We start from the raw sequence: 20,302 nt of genomic DNA, 5'->3' as shown, positions 1-20,302 counted from the left end.
CATCAACACCTCCCGCAAAACGGAAAGTGTTACCCATGTCCCCGGTACGTTTCGTCACCTATCTCTCAGGTCGGGCAAAACTGCTGCGCCGTTCTCAGACGGCCTGCCGATATCAAAACACGGCGAGATATCGCAGCAGCGAGATGATCCCGATAATGATGACGATCACTTGGGCGATCTGCTTGGCGCGCCCGTCGATGGGCAGGCGTGCGATCAGGTAGAGAACCAGTACGATGACAAGAAACGTGACGAGCAGGCTAACAAGTACAGACATCGGAAAGTCCTGATAAAATCGGTTACGGGTCGACATATAGGGCGGGGTTGTTGAAGAGGAAGTAGATCGTGACGGCATCACCATCGGATGGGATTGCCCGTGTCGCTACTTCACGGGCTGGTGTGGCGTCTTCTTCCAGAAGAAGGGACGAACTCTCAGTTCGATGATGGCACGCCAGGCCGCAATCGACGTCATCATCCAGTAGAGGGGGACGGCCATCCACCGCGGCCCCAGCAAACGCTTCTCGTGCTCCGTCATCGTGCTCACGCCGAGTGCGACGAAGATGAGGTAACTGCCGAAGATGTTCACCGTGTCGACGAAGAATAGCCAGATCACTGACACGGGTATCGAACCGGCAGGCGCCTCCATCATCGCTGCTGCACCTTGTGCGAGAAAAACGAAGATCAATGGATGGAGCAGGGACGATAGCAGCATGCCTCCGATCATGAGGTGAAAGATCAGGCACGCTCCAAGCCCCATTTCCCGAACAAGCCCCCTGGGTTGGCGCATCATCACCAACCATGTCTGCGCCCATCCCTTGAACCAGCGGGTCCGTTGACCCATCCATATTTTGGCACTGATAGGGGCGTCCTCGAGCGTCTGGCGCCGCAGGACGTCAGCCCGATAGCCGAGGCGGAAAAGGCGCAAGCCCAGATCGGCGTCCTCCGTCACGTTGAACGGGTCCCAGCCCCCAACCTCCTTGAGCACCTGAGTTCGGAAGTGGTTGGATGTGCCGCCGAGCGGCATCGGCATCCGGTACTGCGATAGCATCGGTAGCAGTCCGCGGAACAAGGAGGAGTATTCGAGCGAGAAGATTGCGCTGAGCCATGAAGAGCGGGCGTTGGTAATGATCAGCGGTGCCTGCAGGCAGGCGACATCCGGGGGGAGGTCGCAAAATCTCTTATGCGCCTCTTGCAACTGGCCGGGGTGCGGGCGGTCCTCTGCATCATAGATGACAAGATACTCTCCGCGCGCTCCGGAAAGTGCGTAGGTGAGCGCTTTCGGCTTCGTCCGTGGATGAGCCGGTGGGACTTCTATGATCTCCATGTGTCTTGGCAGCATCTGTGCTTGCAGCGCGGTGATGGTGTCCTCGTCGTCTGCCTCGCACACGAGCTTGATGTCGAGGAGTGAGGGCGGCCAATCGAGCCGCTTGAGGCAGCGAACCAGCTGTTCTGCCACGGTCGCTTCTCGATAAAGAGCAACGAGGACAGTGTAGCAGGGAAGGGGTCCGGGCACCGGCGGCGGTTCTCGGTATCGCTTTCGCCTGCGATAGGTGAGCGCTCGAATCCTCAGCAGGAGGCTGGCGAGATACAGGTAGGAGAGAACGGGGTGAAGCACTGGAAGGACAAGCTCTGGTGCAATCAGGAGCGCGGCCAGGAATGGCGAAAGGAACATGCCGGCGAGGAAGCCCTGAGATCCCGTCAGAACAGTGCGGGCGGAGAACCGTGGAAGGTCGTCGAAGAGCGAGGAGATCGCTTGCCGTACTCGCCGCTGCGCACCCGTGTGCCACACGGCAGCCCTGATGGCCGACGGTGTGGTAATCGCGAGATCCCGCCGTAGCATCGGCTGGTTGATCAGTGCCGCGGCGAGGTCTGCCAATCTGGCCGCTTCCGGTACCACGGCTACCTGCGGCGCCTCGCGCCGGTGGTGGACGCGAACGGTAATCGGGCGGTGCAACTGCGTGTCGAGCGTATCGGTATCGATGACGGCTTCTGCGGGCATGCTTTCGATGAACGGAAGCCGTAGCAGGCGCGCCATGGCGCCATAGTAGGCACGCTCCTCGATGCCAGGATGATGTAGCAGCTCGTTTCGATGGTGGTGCCATTGCGTCGAGCTCGTTCCGCCAGGGTCTGGACCAGCGGCTTGGCGAATCCGAGCGATTGCAGGGCTCTAGCCTCATCGGCGAGATCGGTCGTTGCACATTCGTTGCCCGCACCGAACGAACCGGGTGGTGTCCCCGCCTGCGGAGCCTCGCTGAGGGCCCCTACTGATTGTGGATATTCCCCCAGACGCATGACTCTGATACACCATCAACCATAGCCGTCCTAATCTGGATCATATGGATGCCTCCTCCGCTTTCATCCCTGAAAACCCGGGGGATAATACTCGCGCTGGTTGTTTTCGCGTGTGCCTTCGCTCCATTTCTCGGTGGCGCCGCGGCGCAGCCAGAACAGCATCAGCTTCCGGTACTTTTCGATGCCCGTGAGCGGCTGCCGCGGCCGGACCTTTCCAACCTTGTGCGTCTGCGCATTCTTACCACCGTAGATTTTCCCCCTTTCAATTTCGCGGATCAGACCGGTCGTCTTGCCGGCTTCCACATTGATCTTGCGCGGGAGATTTGTGCCGAACTGGAAATCGAGGCACGCTGCCAGATTCAGGCCTTGCCGTTCGAGGAACTGGAGGGGGCACTTGCAAGCGGATCAGGTGAGGCTGTGATGGCCGGAGTGGCCGTCACGGCGGAGCGGCGGCAGAAATTTGGCTTCTCACGCACCTATCTTACGATTCCGGCCCGGTTCGCCCGCCTCAAGTCGAAGCGTATCGTTGGCGAAGGACCGCAGTCGCTCGCAGGACGTCCGGTTGGCGTCGTCAACGGCACTGCACATCAGGCAATGCTGAGGGCCTTTTTCCCAAGAGTGATCCCGGTTGCGTTCGAGGACCGTGATGCGATGCTCGAGGCGTTGAAGGCAAGCCGGCTTGACGCGGTCTTCTCGGACGGACTCACGCTTCCGTTTTGGATCGCTGGCGACGCATCCGAAGATTGCTGTGCCCTTCTTGGCGGACCCTACCTCTCCGAGCAGTTTCTGGGTGAGGGATTAGCGGTCATGCTACAGCAGGAAAACTCAACGTTGGCAGCTGCCTTCGACCACGCGCTTGCGGCGCTTTCCCGCAGCGGACGTCTGCAGGACATCTACCTGCGCTATTTTCCCTATGGGTTATACTGAAAGAATTCCCATCTTACTGGCTTGCCCAGATGATCCGAGCGAGCCATTCGACGTCAGACAGATCCAGGCTGCGGTTCGGGTGTTCCGGGTTCAGTGAATGAAGTTCAATGGTGCGCGCCGTCTGGCGCATCAGGATCTTAGCCATCACCTCGCCCTCGCGCGTCTTCACTACCACGCGGTCTCCCCGGCGGACCTGAGCTCCCGGCTCAACGATCAATACGTCCCCATCCCGGTAGAGCGGCATCATAGATTCGCCCTGTACTTCGAGTGCGTACACACCAGCCTTGCGACCCGGGGAGGCAGGAAACTCAACCACATCCCATCCCTGACCGGCAGGAAAGCCACCGTCGTCGAAGAAGCCGCCGGCACCAGCCTGAGCAAATCCCAGTAGCGGGATTGTCCCTGCTTGCGGCGGGAATGCCCCATCGGGGAGCGGCGAATGGGAGGGCGAGATCGAGCTCAAGAATTGCTCAACACTGGCGCCGGTCGCATCCAAGACCTTGGCGATCGACTCTGTGGAAGGCCAGCGCAGCCGACCATCAGGCCCGTGACGTTTCGATTTGTTGAACGCGGTCGGATCGAGGCCCGCACGCCTGGCCAGACCGGACGGCGTCAGCTTGTGGCGCTCGGCCAGGGCATCAATGGCGCGCCAGATCGTTTCGTGTGACAGCATAGCCGTAGCGTCTCCGGCTCAAGGAGACGGAAACAGTGCTCCGCCCCTCTCGCCACCTGATCCCAATCCGCGAGCAAGCCTCATCAAAGCGCATGTCTGCGGCCTGACAACGAAAATCGTGCCAGCTCCGCGAATTTATCGGAGACGGGGAGGGCGGTAAAGAGGGGAAAGGAATAAAATCCTCTGAATGGGGGTCACGCGACCAGCGGCATGTTGATGATCTTGCTGAGCTTGATGACTGCCTGCGTTCGGCTGTCGACGTTGAGCTTCAGAAGGATCGCAGACACATGCGCCTTGATCGTCGCCTCCGACACGCCAAGCGCATAAGCAATCTGCTTGTTGAGCAGGCCCTCGCCGAGCATTGTCAGAACCCGGCTCTGCTGTGGCGTCAATGTCCGCAGCCGTTCCAGAAGTTCACTGGTACTTGGATCTTCCTCGACAACGGGCACTTGGCCCTCCGGCGCCCAAATGTCACCCTCCAGCACGGCATGGACGCCCTGTCGGATTTCATCGAGCCCGGAGGATTTCGAGATGAAGCCCGAAGCGCCGAGTTCCAGGGATCTCCGGATGGTTGCAGGGTCGTCGCTGGCGGAGACGATGACAATCGGAACACCAGCGAACTCGGCCCTTAACGACATCAGTCCCGACAATCCACTGACACCGGGCATCGCAAGGTCGAGCAGCATCAGGTCGGCGTCCGGATTGTCCAGTACGGCGCGCCGCGCTTCGTCGAAATCACCTGCCTCGAGAATGGAAACATCGGCAGCAAGACTGCCTACGGCCTGTTTCAGCGCACCGCGAAACAGCGGGTGGTCGTCGGCGATGATGATGTTAAGTGTGTGCATTCTAAAGCTCCCTCCCAAGAGCATAGACGCAGGACGTTGTTGGATAATCTACGCTTATGCTGCGCGGGAAACAATAGCGGCGGGAGGTTCGTGCGTTGAGATGCCGTTTCAGGTGCGATCGGGTGCCTGTTCTTGCTGATCTCGCTCTGCCGTGAATTCCTCGATGATGGCCATGAACCGCCGCATGAAGCGCTCCATGATCGACAGGCTCTGCTCGATCTCTGCTTCGCCGGGAAGGTCACGCGAGACTCTCCCCTGCTCCAGTTGGTCCTCCAGGGCGCTCACACGTTTCTCGAGCAGGTCGAGTTCCTGTTCGTAGGCTGCGCGCTCGTCGGCAGCCATCCGGCAGGAAAGCGTGCCGTTGTCTTCCCGGCAGAGTGAGATGGCGCCCGTCTGCCGGTCGAGGCGCACGAGGCCGTTGTCCGTTCTTTCGAGTTGGAAGCGCTGACCTTCCGCCTCCTGCGCCACGGCAAGGCTTGGCAGAAGCGCCAGCGATAGCACAAGCGGTCTCATCATCCTGTCATCCCTCTCTTTCGGTGGACAAGCGTCGGGCTTTGCGGCAAACGCAGGCGATCGACTTCCCACCGTGCCCGATCGAAAGCTGCCTGATGTCCAATATCGTCTACAAGATCGTTCCGACAAGTCTGTGGCAGGCCGCGCAGAAGAAAGGTGTGTTTGAAGGTGCGCCCATCGATCTGAAGGACGGCTACATTCACTTCTCCACGTCCGCTCAGGCAAGAGAAACGGCGCGGCTGCACTTTGCCGGCGCAGACGATCTCATGCTGGTGGCGGTCGATGGCGAGGTTCTTGGACCCGCGTTGAAGTTCGAGCCGTCCCGCAACGGCGATCTCTTTCCCCATCTCTACGCCACGCTCCCGCTCGATGCGGTCCTCTGGGAGCAGCCGCTGCCGCTGGGGCCAGACGACGTCCACATTTTTCCGGAGGGCATGCAGTGATCGTCCGTCTTTCGGATCTTGCCCGTCAGGGTCTCTTTCTCTTTGAGCCGGAAACCGCCCACGGCATGTCGATCAAGGCGCTGAAGAGCGGCTTGGTTCCTGCCTGCGCTCTCAAGCCGGATCCCCGGCTCGCTCAGACCGTCGCCGGCCTCTCCTTCGCCAATCCGCTCGGCATGGCTGCCGGCTACGACAAGAATGCCGAGGTGCCGGATGCGCTGCTGCGGCTCGGCTTCGGCTTCACCGAGGTGGGCACGCTGACACCGCGTCCGCAGGTGGGCAATCCGAAGCCGCGCATTTTCCGGCTTGTCGCTGACCGCGGCGTCATCAACCGCCTGGGCTTCAACAACGAAGGCCACGAGGCGGCGCATGTGCGGCTGTCAGCACGAAAGAACGCGGGCGGTATCGTCGGCGTCAACATCGGTGCCAACAAGGACAGCGATGACCGGATTGCCGACTACGTCGCCGGCATCCGTCGCTTTGCAGCGCTCGCCAGCTATTTCACCGTCAACATCTCCTCACCCAACACACCAGGCCTTCGCGACCTGCAGGCGCGCGAAAGCCTGAAGGCGCTGCTCGACGCGGTGCTGGCTGCGCGGGCGCAAGAGGTGTCCCGTCTTGGCCGGCCGCTGCCGGTCTTCCTGAAAATTGCCCCTGATCTGCCGGAAGAGGGGCTGGACGACGTCGCGGCCGAAGCACTCGCGCATCATCTCGACGGCCTCATCGTTTCCAATACGACACTCTCCCGCGCCGGCCTCACCGACATGGCGCAGGCAGGGGAAGCTGGCGGTCTCTCCGGCGCACCGCTCTTCCGGCTGTCGACGGCAGTGCTCGCCAAGATGCGCAAACGGGTTGGTCCGGAACTTCCAATCATCGGCGTCGGAGGCGTCGCCACTGCCGAGGATGCGTTGGAGAAGATCCGCGCCGGCGCCGATCTCGTGCAACTCTATTCCTGCATGATCTACGAAGGCCCATCGCTCCCCGCCCGCATCGTTGGCGGACTCTCGCGCCTCCTCGACCGTGAAGGGGTCGCCTCCATCCGAGATCTGCGCGACAGCCGCGTCGATCAGTGGGCGGAAGCGAAGCTCTGAGCCGACTTGCGCGGTACCAGCGCCAGCAGCAGGAACCCTCGCATCAGCAGGAAGAGATTGAGCGACATCCACAGCCCATGGTTGGCGAGTGTGGGGACCAAAATCGCGAGGGCTGCACAGTAAGCGACAAATGACAGCAGCATCATGTTGCGCATCTCGCGCGACCACGTAGCGCCGATGAAGACGCCGTCCATCTGGAAGGCCAGCGCTCCGGTTAATCCCGTGATCGCTGCCCAAGGCAGATACGTTGCCGCCGCTTCCCGGACCTCCGTCGATGTCGTTAGAAATTCGATCATCGGGACACCGAGCGCGATGAAGAAGAGCCCGAGCAAACCTGCCATGGCAAATGACCATCCGGCCGTCAGCTTCAGCGCCCGCTCGAAGGACGGCCGGTAGTTCGCGCCGACCGCTCGGCCGGAAAGCTGTTCGGCCGCGCCGGCCAGTCCGTCGAGGAAGAAGGCGGACAGCATGAAGACGTTCATCAGCACAGCGTTCGCTGCCAGCGTCACGGCGCCGAAGCTCGAACCTACTCGGGTCATCAGGGCGAAGGCGCCGTTCAGCACCAGCGAGCGGATCAATATGTCCGCGTTGAGCTGGAACAGTTGCTTCAGCTTCGCAGGATCGATCAGTTCTGCCCATGAAGGGCGGCCTGCGGCGGAGAGCTGCCGCATCACGACGGCAGTCCCTACGATCGCCGCCAGCGCCTCGGCTGCCGCCGTTCCCCAGGCAACGCCGGCGATGCCCCAGCCGAGGCCGAGCCCGAGATAAATCGAGAGCAGGATATTCGTACCGTTCAAGAGGATCTGCAGGATCAGCCCCAGCATTGCCTGGCCCCGTCCGAAGACGAAGCCCAGAACGGCATAGTTGACGAAGGTGGCCGGGCTGGAAAGAACGCGGATGGCGAAGTAGCTGCGCACCACCTCGGCCACCGCTCGGTCGTCCGTCATCAGCTCCGGCGCAAACCGCAGCAGCAGAGGCGCCAGAAGCAGCATCAGCAGGCCGAGCCCGACTGCGCTGAGGGCAGCGCGCAGAAAGACCGCCTGCTGCTCGCGCAGGTCGTCGCGGCCGAAGGCCTGGGCCGCAAGCCCGGTGGTCGATGTTCGGAAGAAGCTCAGGCTGCCATAGATCAGGTCGAACAGGATGGCGCCGATAGCCAATCCGGCCAAGGCCTCCGGCTGCCCCATCCGTCCCACCACGGTCGTATCGGTGATGCCGAGCAGCGGCGTGGTCAGGAGGCCGAGTGTCATCGGCACGGCAATGGACAGCACCAAACGGTGGGTCACCTCGAAAGGTCGGGTGGTGGACGACGCTTCGGGCCTCGCCTCCATCAGGCGGAAAGCACCATGGCCCAATAGGGGCGTGATGCCGCTGAGCGCGCCACCGCAACGCCCAGGCCGTTATAGTTGCCCAGCATGTTGGTGAGGTGGCGCTGAGAGTTCACCCAGGCCTGCACGGCTTCTTCCACCGAACCTTGGCCGCTCGCGATGTTCTCTGCCGCCGGAAGTGGCACGTTTCGGCGCTTCATGCGCGACTTGAAGTCGTCACCGAGGCCGATCAGATGCGTCATCTGCTCTGCCTTTGCCATCCGCACCGCCTGTTCCTGTGCGGCGCTGCGCGCGGCCGGTTGGGCGCCCAATCGGGAGAGGCCACGTTCGGTGCGCACTCTGTTGATGAGTGGCAGTGCGTCCGACGTCTCGTCCTCGGCGCCTTCTACGGGAGCCAGCACGCCAACGGTTGAGCATGACGCAAGCAATAACCCGACGCCGGTCAGGATGAGCATGTCCCGGCGGGACGACATGAGAAATCGCCCGCTCATCCTCATCGCCTGAAGCTGATCAGCCGGAGGAGGATGAAGATCGGAATCACGATGGTGGCGCCAAGAATGAGATAGTCGCCCACGCGTCCCAATGCGTTGAACCCTTGGTACCACAAGTCGAGTACGAAGTTGCGGATGCTGTAGACGATGTCCCAGGGGTCGAGGCCAAAGACCGCCATGACGAACCCGACGACCAGCGATACCACGATCAGTTTGACGAGCGTGCGTCCCGGCGTGTCGCCGAGGAGCCGATTGACTCGTTCCGACATTCTGAAATCTCCGTTGCGCGCGCAGACATAGGCGGCCAGTGGCCGTCCCGCAAGACGCCGTGTGGGATGAAGCAGGTGCACTCAAATAGAACTTGAGTTTTTTTGTGGCTTCAGCCAATAACCCGCACCCTCTCGAGACAATCCATGCCGCACAGCCAGTTTTCCTCCGGCGATGCCCTTGCCGATCGTCGCGTCGAGTACGCTCGCATGCTCGCTGAGAGCGGCGATCTTCTCGCTGCGACCGAACTCGTCGAACAGGCGCTTGAGCTGGTTCCCTACTGGGCCGCTGGCTGGTTCAGCCTCGCCGACTACCGCGAACGAAACGCTGTGGTCGAAGGTGCGGTTGACGCTTACCGTCAAGCCTTGCGCTTCGATCCGCAAGACGTCTTCGGTGCTCGCCTGAAGCTTGCCCTCTTGGGAGCAGCGGAAGTGCCGGACCTGCCGCCGAGCCGCTACGTCGAAAGCCTCTTTGACGATTATGCCGAACGCTTTGACGAGGCGCTGGTTGAAAGGCTGAACTATCGAATACCTGAAGACCTCGCCAGAATGATTGCGGACAAAGCGCCATTCCGTCTGACGGTTGATCTCGGCTGTGGTACCGGTCTGCTCGGAGCCGCAATTCGGCACATGACGGACCATCTGGAAGGTTTCGATCTCTCGGCCAACATGCTCGCCAAGGCGGAGCAGAAGGCGATCTATGATTACCTTTCAGAGGCTGATCTCAATCTGCCGGCAGAAGCGGCAGGACTGTTCGGTCCAGGACGTCCTACCTTTCGTGCCGATCTCGTTACCGCCGCAGATGTGTTGATCTATCTCGGCTCGCTTGAGACCGTTATGCCGCTTGTGGCCGACTTGCTGTCGACGGGTGGCCACTTCGCCTTCTCGGTGGAAGAGGCGACGGGCAGCGAGGGGTTCCAACTGCGGGAGTCGCTCCGGTACGCCCATACTGAACCCTACATCCGTGCCCTGCTGGAGAAATCCGGCTTTGAGACGGTCGCGACGATGCCGACCGACATCCGTCTCGATCGCGGAAAGCCGGTTCCCGGGATGTTGTTTCTGTCGCGGAAGGAAGGTTGACTATCCCTATTCTTGCTTTTTCTCTTGTCGCTTCTGCTGGCTGTTGAAGGAGCCGGGGGAAAATCTTACACGCGAGGTTCAGAAGAATTTACGGTAGAGGCATTCCTTGACTCAGCAGAAGCAGGCCCAGAAGCGCAGCCTTGGGTTCTACAGCGCCGATCCGTCGCAGCACACGCTGCTTGAGGATGCGCAGGGGCTCGTCACCGGCGCCCTGGTTGCGGCGCTCGGCTTCTACTTCCTGAACCAGGTTGGCTTGCTGACGGGCGGCACGGCCGGCGTTGCCTTCCTGCTCCACTACGCCTTTGGCATCTCCTTCGGACTGCTGTTCTTCATCGTCAACCTGCCGTTTTATTACCTGTCGTTTCGCCGATTGGGGCTCGCCTTCTCCTTCAAGACCTTCATTGCCATCGGTCTTGCGTCGGTGATCACGGAGATCCAACAAGAATTCCTGCTTATCCAGTATCTTCACCCTGCGTGGGGCGCGCTGCTCGGCGGACTGCTTTTGGGCTATGGATTGCTGGCACTCTACAGGCATCGCGCCAGTCTCGGCGGCGTCGGTATTCTTGCGATCTACATCCAGGAGCACTTTGGTATTCAGGCGGGGCTCGTGCAGCTTGCCTTCGACGTTTGCGTCATGATCTGCGCCTTCTTTGTGGTTGCACCGGAGATCGTGCTCTGGTCGGTTCTCGGCGCGGTGGTCCTCAACATCTTCCTGGCGATCAACCATCGCTCCGACCGCTATATCGTGGTGCGCTGATGGCAGGCGAAGGAAGGACGCCAGTCGGCTTCTGGGCCTCCACGTCTGACCGCCATTCGGTTATCGAAGACGTCCAGGCCATCGCCGCAGGCAGCATGTTGGCGGCTCTCGGCGTCACTATGCTTGCGTCAGCCGGCCTGCTGATCGGCGGCACGGCCGGCCTCGGGTTTCTCGTGCGTTATTCCACCGGGCTCAGCTTCGGCCTCGTCTTCTTCGCGCTCAACCTCCCATTCTACTGGTTGGCCTATCGCCGTATGGGCGTTGCGTTCACCATCAAGACCTTCTCTGCGGTGGCGCTGACCTCATTGCTGACGGAGGTCCTTCCGACGCTGATTGGCTTTGACCATCTTCATCCGGTCGCGGCAGCTTTGTTCGGGGGGCTGCTGATCGGCATGGGCATGCTAGCGCTTTTCCGCCACCGGGCCTCGTTGGGTGGCTTCGGAATACTGGCACTCTACCTTCAGGATCGCTTCGGCTGGCGCGCCGGCTTCGTTCAGCTGGGCCTCGATCTCCTCGTCCTGGCGCTCTCCTTCTTCGTGGCAAGCCCGGCGGTAATCTTCTTCTCGATTCTGGCCGCGGCGACCCTCAACCTGACGCTCGCCATCAATCACCGCACGGATCGATACGTCGTCCGCTGAAGTTCAGGCGGTGGCAAGCTTCGCCATCGCCCGCTTCTCGCGACGGCGCTGCACGGAGGAGGGGATGTTCATCGCCTCCCGATACTTGGCGACCGTCCGCCGTGCCAGATCGACCCCTCCTTGTTTCAGGCTGACGACAATGTCGTCATCGGAAAGAACGGCCTCAGGGCTCTCCTGGGCGATCAGCGCGCGGATGCGGTGGCGCACAGCTTCCGCCGAATGGCTGTCGCCGCCCGCGTCGGCCGAGCCGATCGAGACGGTGAAGAAATACTTCAGCTCGAACAGGCCGCGCGGCGTCAGCATGTATTTGTTCGACGTCACCCGGCTGACGGTCGATTCATGCATCTTGATCGCATCGGCAACGGTCTTGAGATTGAGCGGTCGCAGGTGATCGACGCCGTGGGTTAGAAAGCCATCCTGCTGGCGCACGATTTCGGTCGCCACCTTCAGAATGGTCTTGGCCCTTTGGTCCAGGCTGCGAGTCAGCCAGTTGGCGCTCTGCATGCAATCGGAAAGGAAAGCCTGATCATCCTTCTGCTTGCCGCAGGAGGCCGAGACCTTGCGGAAGTAATCGCGGTCGACCAGCACGCGGGGCAGGGTCTCAGGATTGAGTTCGATCGCCCATCGATCATCCGCGCCGCGCCGCACCAGTACATCCGGAGAGATTGTCTCGCAGGTGCTGCGTTCAAAACTGCTTCCCGGCTTCGGGTTCAGGTTGCGGATTTCCGACAGCATGTCGAGAAGGTCTTCGTCGCCGACACCGCAATGCCGCCGAAGTGTCACAAAGTCCCGTCGTGCAAGAAGCTCCAGTCGGTCGATCAGTGCCTCCATGGCGGGATCGAACCGGTTGCGTTGCCGAAGCTGAATGGCGAGGCATTCCTTGAGGGACCGTGCCATGACGCCAGGCGGGTCGAGTGTCTGCAGGCGTTGAAGCAGGTCTTCCACCTGCTGTGGCTCGCGTCCCAGGCGTTCCGCAATATCCGCCACTTCGCCGGAGAAATAGCCCGCCTCGTCGACGTAATCGACCAGGTGTTGCGCAACCAGTCGGTCTGCCGCATTTTGAAGCAGGAACGGCACCTGTTGCATGAGATGGTCGCGCAGCGTCACCTGGCCCGCGACGAAGTCCTCCAGATCGTAGTCGTCTGCCGCCTCGGCGCCGGGCATGGACTTCCACTGGCCAAGCAATTCCGGGGCATCTGCCTTGCCCGGCTCCCGATCATCTTGGAAGACGTTGTCGAAGCCTGCATCAATCTCGCTGAGGTCTGCTCGCCCGACCTCTGGATGAGATGCGCCCCATGCATCATCACCATTTGCGTCGTCGCCATGATCCGGCGCTATGGCGACCGGGTGCTCCTCGGAGGAGGGCGTATCTGCATGCTCGCCTTGGTCGCTCGATACGAGTTCCAGCAGCGGGTTCTTTTCGATCTCCTGCGCGATGAATTGTGAAAGCTCAAGATGCGTCATCTGCAGCAGCTGAATGGACTGCATCAGTTGCGGCGTCATGACCAGTGACTGGCTCTGACGTAGTAAAAGGCCGGCGGACAAGGACATGGGCGGACGCATACTCCCTACACGGCTGATGTCTCGCCATGCGAAACGTCAACTGGCCCAAAAATTGCTTTTTTGAAAGATTTGGTCAAGCGCCGTAAGCGCGACGCCTGTTTTATTGCTCAGAGGGTGAACTTGTCGCCCAGATAGAGCCGCCGAACGTCGGGATTATTGACGATGTCGTCAGCGCGGCCATGAGTGAGCACTTCCCCCGCATGAATAATATAAGCGCGATCGATGAGGCCGAGCGTCTCGCGGACGTTGTGGTCGGTGATCAGCACGCCGATGCCGCGGGCGGTCAGGTGCCGTACCAGGTTCTGGATGTCCGAAACCGATATTGGATCGACACCGGCAAAGGGTTCGTCCAGTAGCATGAAGGCGGGGTCCGTCGCCAGAGCGCGGGCGATTTCCAACCGCCGCCGCTCCCCGCCAGACAAGGCTACGGCCGCGGACTTGCGCAGGTGGCTGATGTGAAACTCTTCGAGCAACTCGTCGAGTTTGCGCTCCCGCTTCTCCTTACGCGGCTCATGCACCTCCAGAACCGCCCGGATATTCTGCTCGACGGTCAATCCGCGGAAGATCGATGCTTCCTGCGGCAGGTAGCCGACGCCGAGCCGGGCACGCCGATACATTGGCATGCCGGTGACCTCGTTGCCGTTGATGGCGATCATGCCTTCATCCACTGGCACCAGTCCGGTGATCATGTAGAAGCAGGTGGTCTTGCCGGCGCCGTTTGGTCCAAGCAGGCCCACAGCCTCGCCACGGCGCACGACGAGCGAGACCCCGTTGACAACCCGGCGCGTGTCATAGGTCTTGGATAAGCCGTGGGCAACGAGGGTACCCTCGTAGCGCTCACGATCCTTCGCGATGAACGGGTCACGCCCGCTGGACTTCTGGGCCAGCATGTTCGGCAGGGAAAATTTCACGTGGTCGCCGTCTTACTGCTGCTGGCGCGACTTGGGGTCGAGCAGGATCTCGACCCGCCCGCCGCAGGAGTCAAGCTTTGCCTCGCCCGTTTCCATCCGGACGGTCAGCTTGCAGCCCTTGAAGACATTCTGGCCTTCCGACAAGACGACCTCGTCGCCGGTCAGAACGAAGGTCTGGCTCGCCATGTCGAATTCACCCTTGTCGGCGGTGGCCTTCTGCTCTCCCGAGCTCAGAAAAACCGTTTCATCCAGGAAGATCTTGTCGATGTCTGTGTTGCCCGAGGTCATCGAGGCGCCTTCGCCGGTGTAGAGCACCCTCATCTTGCCAGCCCGCATGGTGGTTGCACCCTGCACTACCTTCACATTGCCAGTGAAATAGGCAGTCTTCTCCTGCTCCTTGATTTCCAGTTGATCACTTTCGATCTGGATAGGCTCATCGTTGGATAGCTTCATCCCATCCATCTGTCGCGTCGTGTTCTGCGCAGAGGCAGGTGTAGCCGCAGCAAGCGAAAGAACAGCGGCGGTGAACATGGAAGCAGAGATGGTGGACAATCTACGAAAGGTCATGGTTCCCGGCTCTCGTTTTCCGTGTTGCGAAGTGCGGCAGGGTCGATGTTGACCCGAACCTGCCCGGAGAATGTAATGATCTTCCCGTTATCCGCTATATCGAGAGACTCTGCAACAATGGAGGCTTGCCTGGTGGTGATGGAGATCGGATCCTGCGTCACCAGCGTACCTGCCTTCACATCGAGGTTCGCGGACTGAAATTTTGCCGTTGTGCCATTGCTGAGGTTGATGTCGAACGGAGCCGTCAGTTGCATGCGATCGGTTCCGCGATCGAAGATCCCCGCGGTCGCGACGACGCGGGCGATCGTATCCTCGTTGACCGGTACCGCCGCTTTGACGTTTTCAAGCGTGATCATATTGGGGTTCTTGATATCCTGGAGCGCCCGCACGGCGGTCATCGAATAGCTGATGCCGTCGTCGTTGCGTCCGGCAATGGCGGGTCGCTCCATGACGATCTTGCCATTTTCGATGCGCGCGCTTTCGATGTTGATATCCTCCGGAAGATAGGCTCGAATAACCGAGACGCCGATAAAAGCGAAGGAAATCAAGGTCGCACCGATCGGCAGCCAAATCCGTAGCCTGCGCACGCGGGCCGAATGGCGCCGCGCCGCCTGATATGCGTCGCCCGCTGCTGACCCGGCGAAGGCGGGCGCGGGGGATCTCAGCATTCTTTGCAACATCCTTGATTGTATTCCTTGTCTTCGCCTCCGTATCAGTGGTCGGCGAAGCTTCCCTATCTCTGCGTAATATGGTTTCTATGCATCAACAAACAATAACGGCAACATAAAAACGTGATAGCCGACGCGCAGGAGGGGCAATCGCTCCGGCCGCCATCGGACAACAGGGAAATCTCATGGACCAATTGGCAATCCTCGACCGCCGGCGGTTGCGGCGCAAGCTCACCTTCTGGCGCGTCCTTGCGCTCCTCGTGATCGTCGGTCTCGGCTTCGCCCTTTACCGGCTCGGCGGCGCTGAGGGCGGCGTGGTTCTTCCGCATGTGGCGCAGGTGAAGATCACCGGCATGATCCAGGACGACACCGAGCTCCTCGAGCGGCTGGAGGAGATTGCCGAAAACGATAGCGCCGAGGCGCTGGTTGTCTCCATCACTTCGCCGGGCGGCACCACCTATGGCGGCGAGCGCATCTTCGAGGCGATCCGCGCGGTCGCCGAAAAGAAGCCAGTGGTCTCCGATATCCGCACGCTTGCCGCATCCGCCGGCTACATGATCGCCGCTGCCGGTGACACGATCGTTGCTGGCGACAATTCCATCACCGGCTCGATCGGGGTCATATTCCAGTATCCGCAGATCGCCGAGCTGATGGACAAGCTCGGCATCTCGCTGGAGGAGATCAAATCCGCGCCGCTGAAGGCGGAACCCTCTCCCTTCCATCCGCCGAGCGAGGCGGCCCAGCAGATGATCCGCTCCATGATCATGGACAGCTACGACTGGTTCGTCGACCTGGTTGCCGAGCGGCGCCAGCTGTCGCGTGAGGAAGCACTGCGGCTTGCCGACGGCTCGATCTTCACCGGCCGCCAGGCTCTGCAGGTCCGGCTCATCGACACCCTGGGCGGTGAGCCCGAAATTCGTGCGTATCTGGAGAGCCGGGGGATCAGCCAAGATCTGCCGATGGTGGAGTGGAAAGACAGCGACGACTCCTCCTCCCTTTGGTTTGCCCATGCCATGGCGGAGTTCGTCCGCCTGACCGGGTTGAGCGAAGTCTTCGGACCCGCAGCGCTGCGCCCGTGGGGAGGCGATAAGTTGTTCCTTGACGGCCTGGTTTCGGTTTGGCAGGTTGGAAAAGAGTGAAAATCCAATTTCTTCCGGGGGCAAGCGTGATCAAGTCCGAACTGGTGCAGATCGTCGCAACACGTAATCCGCACCTCTATCACCGTGACGTCGAGAATATCGTCAACGCAGTCCTCGACGAGATCACCGATGCGCTGGCCTCCGGAAACCGCGTCGAACTGCGTGGGTTCGGCGCCTTCTCGGTCAAGAACCGCCCGTCGCGCTCTGGCCGCAATCCGCGTACGGGCGAATCCGTCTTCGTTGAGGAGAAGTGGGTTCCCTTCTTCAAGACGGGCAAGGAATTGCGCGAGCGACTCAACCCCGGCATGGGCGACGAGGCGGATTGACGCGCGGCCGCACCCATCCTGGCAGATGCTCTTGAAAGGCGCCGCACGGCGCCTATTCTGCCTCATGAGGGCTAGAATCGAGCCCGAGGCTAGACGAGGCGGAGAGAGATGACGAAGCTCAAGAAGATCCTCACCCTGGTGATCCTGGTGCCGCTCGGCGTGCTGCTCATCGTTCTGTCGGTCGCCAACCGCCAAAGCGTGACGCTCGCGCTCAACCCGTTCAGGCCGGACGACAGCGTTCTCTCTCTCACAGCGCCGTTTTTCCTCTTCCTGCTCCTTTCGCTCATCCTCGGCATGTTGATCGGCTCGGTCGGCACCTGGTGGACGCAAGGGCGGTACCGCAGACAGGCTCGAATTGAGGCGCGCGAGGCAATCAAGTGGCACACCGAGGCGGACCGGCAGAAAGCTCAGTCGCCGGCCGTCGTGCCCGCAGGTCCGGCGCTCCCTCGCAACTGACGCGGCGCTGAACCTCTTTCTTTCAGCCGCGGCTTGCTTATCTTCTCGCCGTGGATCTCGTCGAAACCCCATCTGCCGGCCGTGACGCCGTCTCTCTGCCCCGGCCGTTCCTGAAGTGGTTCGCCGAGAAGGGCTGGGCGCCGCGTGCCCATCAGCTCGAGCTTTTGGCGAGGGCGCAGGCCGGCGAGAACATGCTGCTGATCGCGCCCACCGGCGCCGGCAAGACGCTCGCGGGCTTCCTGCCGTCGCTCACCGACCTGACAAGTCGGGGCAAGATCCCGCCGGGCTCCGCATTTATCGGCATCCATACGCTCTACATTTCGCCGTTGAAGGCGCTGGCTGTCGATATCGAGCGAAACCTGATGAAGCCCGTCTCGGAGATGGGCCTGCCGGTCACCATCGAGAACCGCACGGGCGATACCCCTCAGGCCAAGCGCCAGCGTCAGAAGCTGACCCCGCCCGACATCCTGTTGACCACGCCGGAACAGGTCGCGCTGCTGCTTGCCAACAAGGAAGCCGAGCGCTTCTTCAAGGACCTGAAATACGTGGTCCTCGACGAGCTGCATTCGCTGGTGACGTCGAAGCGGGGACACCTGCTGTCGCTCGGCCTTGCCCGCATTCGCCGCCATGCGCCGCAGATGCAGACGATTGGCCTGTCCGCCACCGTCGCGGATCCGATGGACCTGCAGCGCTGGCTGGTGCCGCAGGGAGAGCACCCTTCACCCCCGGCCGGTCTCGTGCATGTCCAAGGGGGTGCCGCTCCCGACATCACGATCCTAGATACCGACAAGCGCATCCCCTGGTCGGGCCATGTCTCCACCTATGCTATTCCGGAGGTCTACGAGGAGATCAGGCGCCATAAGACGACGCTCATCTTCGTCAACACCCGTTTCCAGGCTGAACTCCTGTTTCAGGAGCTCTGGACGATCAACGAGGACAACCTGCCGATCGCGCTGCATCATGGCTCGCTGGACGCGGGCCAGCGAAGGCGCGTGGAGGCGGCCATGGCGGCCAACAAGCTGCGCGCCGTGGTGGCGACCTCCACCCTCGATCTCGGCCTGGACTGGGGTGACGTCGATCTCGTCGTCCATGTCGGTGCGCCGAAGGGGGCCTCGCGCCTCGCCCAGCGCATTGGCCGCTCCAATCACCGGATGGACGAACCGTCCAAGGCAATCCTCGTGCCGGCAAACCGCTTCGAGGTGATGGAGTGCCAGGCGGCGCTGGATGCCAATTATCTCGGCGCCCAGGATACCCCGCCGGTGGGGGAGGGCGCGCTCGACGTGCTCGCCCAGCACATCCTTGGCATGGCCTGTGCCGAGCCCTTCGATCCGCTGGAGCTCTATGAGGAAATCACCAGCGCCTCGCCTTACGCCGAACTCTCCTGGGAAATGTTCGAGCGCGCCGTGGATTTCGTCGCGACCGGCGGTTATGCGCTCCGTTCCTATGAACGCTATGCCAAGATCCGCAAGACGCAGGAGGGCCGCTGGCGCGTTTCCAACCCTCAGATCGCCCAGCAGTACCGCCTGAACCTCGGCACGATCGTGGAAGCGACCGAACTCAACGTCCGTCTGGTCAAGCGCAACGCCAAGGGCACGCTCGGCCGCGGCGGCCTCTCCCTCGGCAAGGTCGAGGAGTATTTCCTCGAACAGTTGGTGCAGGGAGACACCTTCCTCTTCGCTGGCAAGGTTCTTCGCTTTGAAGGCATCCGCGAGAACGAGTGCCTGGTGTCCAATGCGTTCACCATGGACCCGAAGATCCCGGCCTATGCCGGTGGCAAGTTTCCCCTCACCACCTATCTGGCGGATCAGGTCCGCGGCATGCTGGCCGATCCGAAGCGGTGGCAGTCGCTTCCTGATCAGGTTCGCGAGTGGCTGGAGATCCAGCAGGACCGCTCGATGCTGCCGAGCAAGGACGAGTTGCTGATCGAGACCTTTCCGCGTGGCAAGCGCTTCTTCATGATTGCCTACTGCTTCGAGGGTAGGCTTGCCCACCAGACGCTCGGAATGCTGCTCACCCGACGGATGGAACGCCTCGGCGCTCGTCCCTTAGGCTTCGTCGCGACCGATTATTCGCTGGCCGTATGGGCGCTGAACGACATCGGCGGCATGATCGACGACGGCCGCATCAGCCTCACCGACCTCTTCGACGAAGACATGCTGGGCGATGATCTGGAGGCCTGGCTTGATGAAAGCTACATGTTGAAGCGCACCTTCCGCAATTGCGCCGTGATTTCCGGCTTGATCGAGCGGCGCCACCCGGGCAAGGAAAAGACGGGCCGACAGGTGACGGTATCGACCGACCTCATCTACGACGTGCTGCGCAGCCACGAACCGGATCACATCCTGCTGGACGCGACGCGGCGGGATGCGGCATCCGGTCTTTTGGATATCGGCCGGCTTGGCGATATGCTGGCGCGAATCAAGGGGCACATCACCCACCGCGATCTCGACCACGTCTCACCGCTCGCCGTTCCCATCATGCTGGAGATCGGGCGAGAGTCGGTTCCGGGAGAGGCGCAGGATGCGGTGCTGCAGGAAGCCGCCGAGGAGTTGATTGCGGAGGCGCTTTCCTGATGCCCTTCGCGCCATGGAAAGACAGACGCTTGATGCATCGCCTCGGGCTTGCCGCCCGTACAGCAACCTTGACAGGCCGCGAGGCCGGATCGGAAGAAACCGTTGTCCACGGCGTGGCAGCGGTCTGCGACCCGCTGGGCGCGCTTTACCTGCCGGACGCCGGTGTGCTGGTCGTTTCCGATCTCCATCTCGAAAAGGGCGCGGCCTTTGCACGTCGCGGCATGATGCTGCCGCCCTACGACACGATCGCGACGCTCAACATCCTGGCCGCAGTGATCGCACGTTATGATCCGAGAACCGTCATATCGCTCGGCGACAATTTCCACGACCGCAAGGGTTCGGCCCATCTCCCGGACGATCTCAGGTCGCTGATCGGCGCGATGGCCCGCGGCCGGGACTGGATCTGGATCAACGGCAACCACGATCCGGACGGCACGACCGATCTTCCGGGCACTTCCGTCGATGAACTGCTCTACGGCGGTCTCGTCTTCCGCCACGAACCGAGCCTCACGGTCGGCAAGGGTGAGGTTGCCGGTCACCTGCATCCATCGGCGACCGTCCGTCGCCGCGAAAAATACGTTCGTCGCCCGTGTTTCGCCACCGACGGACTGCGGTTGCTGATGCCGGCCTTCGGCGTGCTGGCCGGCGGGCTCGACCTCAACCACAAGGCCATGCACGGTCTGTTCGACCGCCAGGCGCTGGTCGCTCACCTGCTCGGCCACGACCGCATCTATTCCGTTCGCTACGCCAACCTTCTCGGCTGA

Annotated in this window: 23 protein-coding genes; 11 read left to right on the top strand and 12 right to left on the bottom strand. The window is 61.5% G+C overall.

Annotation, left to right across the window (positions count from 1 at the left end; translation table 11 throughout):
* Nucleotides 1–112: 112 nt before the first annotated feature.
* Both LXM96_RS20050 and LXM96_RS20045 read right to left on the bottom strand, forming a co-directional pair.
* A complete protein-coding gene (locus tag LXM96_RS20050; protein ID WP_240000331.1) occupies nt 113–274 on the bottom strand; it encodes a Thivi_2564 family membrane protein in 162 nt (53 codons plus the stop codon).
* A 105-nt stretch (nt 275–379) separates the two neighbouring features.
* Nucleotides 380–1,996 carry a glycosyltransferase family 2 protein gene (locus LXM96_RS20045; protein ID WP_240000330.1) on the bottom strand — a complete coding sequence of 539 codons (1,617 nt, stop codon included), beginning with the start codon at nt 1,994–1,996 and terminating at the stop codon, nt 380–382.
* Between the two features lie 341 nt (nt 1,997–2,337).
* On the opposite strand from LXM96_RS20045, the gene LXM96_RS20040 reads away from it, so the two are divergent.
* On the top strand, nt 2,338–3,216 hold the full coding sequence (locus tag LXM96_RS20040; RefSeq protein ID WP_240000329.1) for a transporter substrate-binding domain-containing protein: 879 nt from the start codon (nt 2,338–2,340) through the stop codon (nt 3,214–3,216).
* Between the two features lie 13 nt (nt 3,217–3,229).
* On the opposite strand, the gene LXM96_RS20035 is transcribed toward LXM96_RS20040, so the two are convergent.
* The 3 genes from LXM96_RS20035 to LXM96_RS20025 form a co-directional block, all read right to left on the bottom strand.
* Nucleotides 3,230–3,889 carry a LexA family transcriptional regulator gene (locus tag LXM96_RS20035; protein WP_240000328.1) on the bottom strand — a complete coding sequence of 220 codons (660 nt, stop codon included), beginning with the start codon at nt 3,887–3,889 and terminating at the stop codon, nt 3,230–3,232.
* Between the two features lie 194 nt (nt 3,890–4,083).
* A complete protein-coding gene (locus tag LXM96_RS20030; protein WP_240000327.1) occupies nt 4,084–4,734 on the bottom strand; it encodes a response regulator in 651 nt (216 codons plus the stop codon).
* Between the two features lie 108 nt (nt 4,735–4,842).
* Complete coding sequence (locus LXM96_RS20025; RefSeq protein WP_240000338.1) at nt 4,843–5,247, bottom strand: hypothetical protein; 405 nt, start codon at nt 5,245–5,247, stop codon at nt 4,843–4,845.
* A gap of 95 nt (nt 5,248–5,342) precedes the next feature.
* Here LXM96_RS20025 and LXM96_RS20020 point away from each other — a divergent pair, with 95 nt between their 5' ends.
* The gene (locus LXM96_RS20020; protein ID WP_240000326.1) at nt 5,343–5,690 is read left to right on the top strand and encodes a DUF952 domain-containing protein; all 348 of its coding nucleotides are present in this window, start codon (nt 5,343–5,345) and stop codon (nt 5,688–5,690) included.
* Entirely contained in the window at nt 5,687–6,778 is a 1,092-nt protein-coding gene (locus LXM96_RS20015; RefSeq protein WP_394802009.1) for a quinone-dependent dihydroorotate dehydrogenase, read from the top strand. Before LXM96_RS20020 ends, LXM96_RS20015 begins: the two co-directional genes overlap by 4 nt.
* Here the strand turns inward: LXM96_RS20015 and LXM96_RS20010 are convergent.
* The 3 genes from LXM96_RS20010 to LXM96_RS20000 are packed head-to-tail and all read right to left on the bottom strand — an operon-like array spanning nt 6,754 to nt 8,863.
* Nucleotides 6,754–8,106: an MATE family efflux transporter gene (locus tag LXM96_RS20010; RefSeq protein ID WP_240000325.1), complete on the bottom strand. Its 1,353-nt coding sequence runs from the start codon at nt 8,104–8,106 to the stop codon at nt 6,754–6,756. The genes LXM96_RS20015 and LXM96_RS20010 overlap by 25 nt on opposite strands.
* Nucleotides 8,106–8,594: a CAP domain-containing protein gene (locus LXM96_RS20005; protein ID WP_240000324.1), complete on the bottom strand. Its 489-nt coding sequence runs from the start codon at nt 8,592–8,594 to the stop codon at nt 8,106–8,108. The genes LXM96_RS20010 and LXM96_RS20005 overlap by 1 nt, the downstream gene beginning before the upstream one ends.
* A 2-nt stretch (nt 8,595–8,596) precedes the next feature.
* A complete protein-coding gene (locus LXM96_RS20000) occupies nt 8,597–8,863 on the bottom strand; it encodes a DUF6460 domain-containing protein (RefSeq protein WP_240000323.1) in 267 nt (88 codons plus the stop codon).
* A gap of 144 nt (nt 8,864–9,007) precedes the next feature.
* Between LXM96_RS20000 and LXM96_RS19995 the strand changes: the two genes are divergently transcribed.
* From LXM96_RS19995 to LXM96_RS19985, 3 genes are all read left to right on the top strand, one after another.
* Nucleotides 9,008–9,940: a methyltransferase gene (locus LXM96_RS19995; protein ID WP_240000322.1), complete on the top strand. Its 933-nt coding sequence runs from the start codon at nt 9,008–9,010 to the stop codon at nt 9,938–9,940.
* Between the two features lie 106 nt (nt 9,941–10,046).
* Complete coding sequence (locus LXM96_RS19990) at nt 10,047–10,697, top strand: YitT family protein (protein WP_240000321.1); 651 nt, start codon at nt 10,047–10,049, stop codon at nt 10,695–10,697.
* Nucleotides 10,697–11,335 carry a YitT family protein gene (locus LXM96_RS19985; RefSeq protein ID WP_240000320.1) on the top strand — a complete coding sequence of 213 codons (639 nt, stop codon included), beginning with the start codon at nt 10,697–10,699 and terminating at the stop codon, nt 11,333–11,335. The genes LXM96_RS19990 and LXM96_RS19985 overlap by 1 nt, the downstream gene beginning before the upstream one ends.
* 3 nt (nt 11,336–11,338) lie before the next feature.
* On the opposite strand, the gene rpoN is transcribed toward LXM96_RS19985, so the two are convergent.
* The 4 genes from rpoN to lptC form a co-directional block, all read right to left on the bottom strand.
* Entirely contained in the window at nt 11,339–12,886 is a 1,548-nt protein-coding gene (gene rpoN / locus LXM96_RS19980) for an RNA polymerase factor sigma-54 (RefSeq protein ID WP_240000319.1), read from the bottom strand.
* A gap of 119 nt (nt 12,887–13,005) precedes the next feature.
* A complete protein-coding gene (lptB, locus tag LXM96_RS19975) occupies nt 13,006–13,788 on the bottom strand; it encodes an LPS export ABC transporter ATP-binding protein (protein WP_240000336.1) in 783 nt (260 codons plus the stop codon).
* Between the two features lie 33 nt (nt 13,789–13,821).
* A complete protein-coding gene (locus LXM96_RS19970) occupies nt 13,822–14,340 on the bottom strand; it encodes an LptA/OstA family protein (protein ID WP_240000335.1) in 519 nt (172 codons plus the stop codon).
* Nucleotides 14,341–14,372: 32 nt separating this feature from the next.
* Complete coding sequence (gene lptC / locus LXM96_RS19965) at nt 14,373–15,056, bottom strand: LPS export ABC transporter periplasmic protein LptC (protein WP_240000318.1); 684 nt, start codon at nt 15,054–15,056, stop codon at nt 14,373–14,375.
* 173 nt (nt 15,057–15,229) lie between these two features.
* Here lptC and sppA point away from each other — a divergent pair, with 173 nt between their 5' ends.
* The 5 genes from sppA to pdeM all read left to right on the top strand — a co-directional run bounded on the left by sppA (nt 15,230) and on the right by pdeM (nt 20,302).
* The gene (sppA, locus tag LXM96_RS19960; protein WP_240000317.1) at nt 15,230–16,183 is read left to right on the top strand and encodes a signal peptide peptidase SppA; all 954 of its coding nucleotides are present in this window, start codon (nt 15,230–15,232) and stop codon (nt 16,181–16,183) included.
* 26 nt (nt 16,184–16,209) lie between these two features.
* Nucleotides 16,210–16,509 carry an integration host factor subunit beta gene (locus LXM96_RS19955; RefSeq protein ID WP_240000316.1) on the top strand — a complete coding sequence of 100 codons (300 nt, stop codon included), beginning with the start codon at nt 16,210–16,212 and terminating at the stop codon, nt 16,507–16,509.
* Nucleotides 16,510–16,617: 108 nt separating this feature from the next.
* Complete coding sequence (locus LXM96_RS19950; protein WP_240000315.1) at nt 16,618–16,965, top strand: DUF1049 domain-containing protein; 348 nt, start codon at nt 16,618–16,620, stop codon at nt 16,963–16,965.
* A gap of 50 nt (nt 16,966–17,015) precedes the next feature.
* Complete coding sequence (locus LXM96_RS19945; protein WP_394802008.1) at nt 17,016–19,538, top strand: ligase-associated DNA damage response DEXH box helicase; 2,523 nt, start codon at nt 17,016–17,018, stop codon at nt 19,536–19,538.
* Nucleotides 19,539–19,570: 32 nt separating this feature from the next.
* On the top strand, nt 19,571–20,302 hold the full coding sequence (gene pdeM, locus LXM96_RS19940) for a ligase-associated DNA damage response endonuclease PdeM (protein ID WP_240000333.1): 732 nt from the start codon (nt 19,571–19,573) through the stop codon (nt 20,300–20,302).

Source organism: Rhizobium halophilum, from assembly GCF_021648825.1.
In the GTDB taxonomy this organism is placed as follows: Bacteria; Pseudomonadota; Alphaproteobacteria; order Rhizobiales; family Rhizobiaceae; genus Neorhizobium; species Neorhizobium halophilum.
The sequence above is the reverse complement of the archived record's forward strand: the minus strand, read 5'-3'. Positions and strand labels throughout refer to the sequence as shown.

Bases quoted from the DNA above. Each gene is read 5' to 3' on its own strand.
- LXM96_RS19995 (WP_240000322.1), top strand. From the start codon at position 9,008: ATGCCGCACAGCCAGTTTTCCTCCGGCGATGCCCTTGCCGATCGTCGC.
- LXM96_RS20000 (WP_240000323.1), bottom strand. From the start codon at position 8,863: ATGTCGGAACGAGTCAATCGGCTCCTCGGCGACACGCCGGGACGCACG.
- lptB (WP_240000336.1), bottom strand. From the start codon at position 13,788: ATGCTGGCCCAGAAGTCCAGCGGGCGTGACCCGTTCATCGCGAAGGAT.
- LXM96_RS19970 (WP_240000335.1), bottom strand. From the start codon at position 14,340: ATGTTCACCGCCGCTGTTCTTTCGCTTGCTGCGGCTACACCTGCCTCT.
- LXM96_RS20050 (WP_240000331.1), bottom strand. From the start codon at position 274: ATGTCTGTACTTGTTAGCCTGCTCGTCACGTTTCTTGTCATCGTACTG.
- LXM96_RS20030 (WP_240000327.1), bottom strand. From the start codon at position 4,734: ATGCACACACTTAACATCATCATCGCCGACGACCACCCGCTGTTTCGC.
- LXM96_RS20035 (WP_240000328.1), bottom strand. From the start codon at position 3,889: ATGCTGTCACACGAAACGATCTGGCGCGCCATTGATGCCCTGGCCGAG.
- LXM96_RS20045 (WP_240000330.1), bottom strand. From the start codon at position 1,996: ATGCCCGCAGAAGCCGTCATCGATACCGATACGCTCGACACGCAGTTG.
- LXM96_RS19985 (WP_240000320.1), top strand. From the start codon at position 10,697: ATGGCAGGCGAAGGAAGGACGCCAGTCGGCTTCTGGGCCTCCACGTCT.
- LXM96_RS20010 (WP_240000325.1), bottom strand. From the start codon at position 8,106: ATGGAGGCGAGGCCCGAAGCGTCGTCCACCACCCGACCTTTCGAGGTG.
- LXM96_RS20040 (WP_240000329.1), top strand. From the start codon at position 2,338: ATGCCTCCTCCGCTTTCATCCCTGAAAACCCGGGGGATAATACTCGCG.
- rpoN (WP_240000319.1), bottom strand. From the start codon at position 12,886: ATGTCCTTGTCCGCCGGCCTTTTACTACGTCAGAGCCAGTCACTGGTC.
- LXM96_RS20025 (WP_240000338.1), bottom strand. From the start codon at position 5,247: ATGAGACCGCTTGTGCTATCGCTGGCGCTTCTGCCAAGCCTTGCCGTG.
- LXM96_RS20005 (WP_240000324.1), bottom strand. From the start codon at position 8,594: ATGAGCGGGCGATTTCTCATGTCGTCCCGCCGGGACATGCTCATCCTG.
- lptC (WP_240000318.1), bottom strand. From the start codon at position 15,056: ATGTTGCAAAGAATGCTGAGATCCCCCGCGCCCGCCTTCGCCGGGTCA.
- LXM96_RS19950 (WP_240000315.1), top strand. From the start codon at position 16,618: ATGACGAAGCTCAAGAAGATCCTCACCCTGGTGATCCTGGTGCCGCTC.
- LXM96_RS20020 (WP_240000326.1), top strand. From the start codon at position 5,343: ATGTCCAATATCGTCTACAAGATCGTTCCGACAAGTCTGTGGCAGGCC.
- sppA (WP_240000317.1), top strand. From the start codon at position 15,230: ATGGACCAATTGGCAATCCTCGACCGCCGGCGGTTGCGGCGCAAGCTC.
- pdeM (WP_240000333.1), top strand. From the start codon at position 19,571: ATGCATCGCCTCGGGCTTGCCGCCCGTACAGCAACCTTGACAGGCCGC.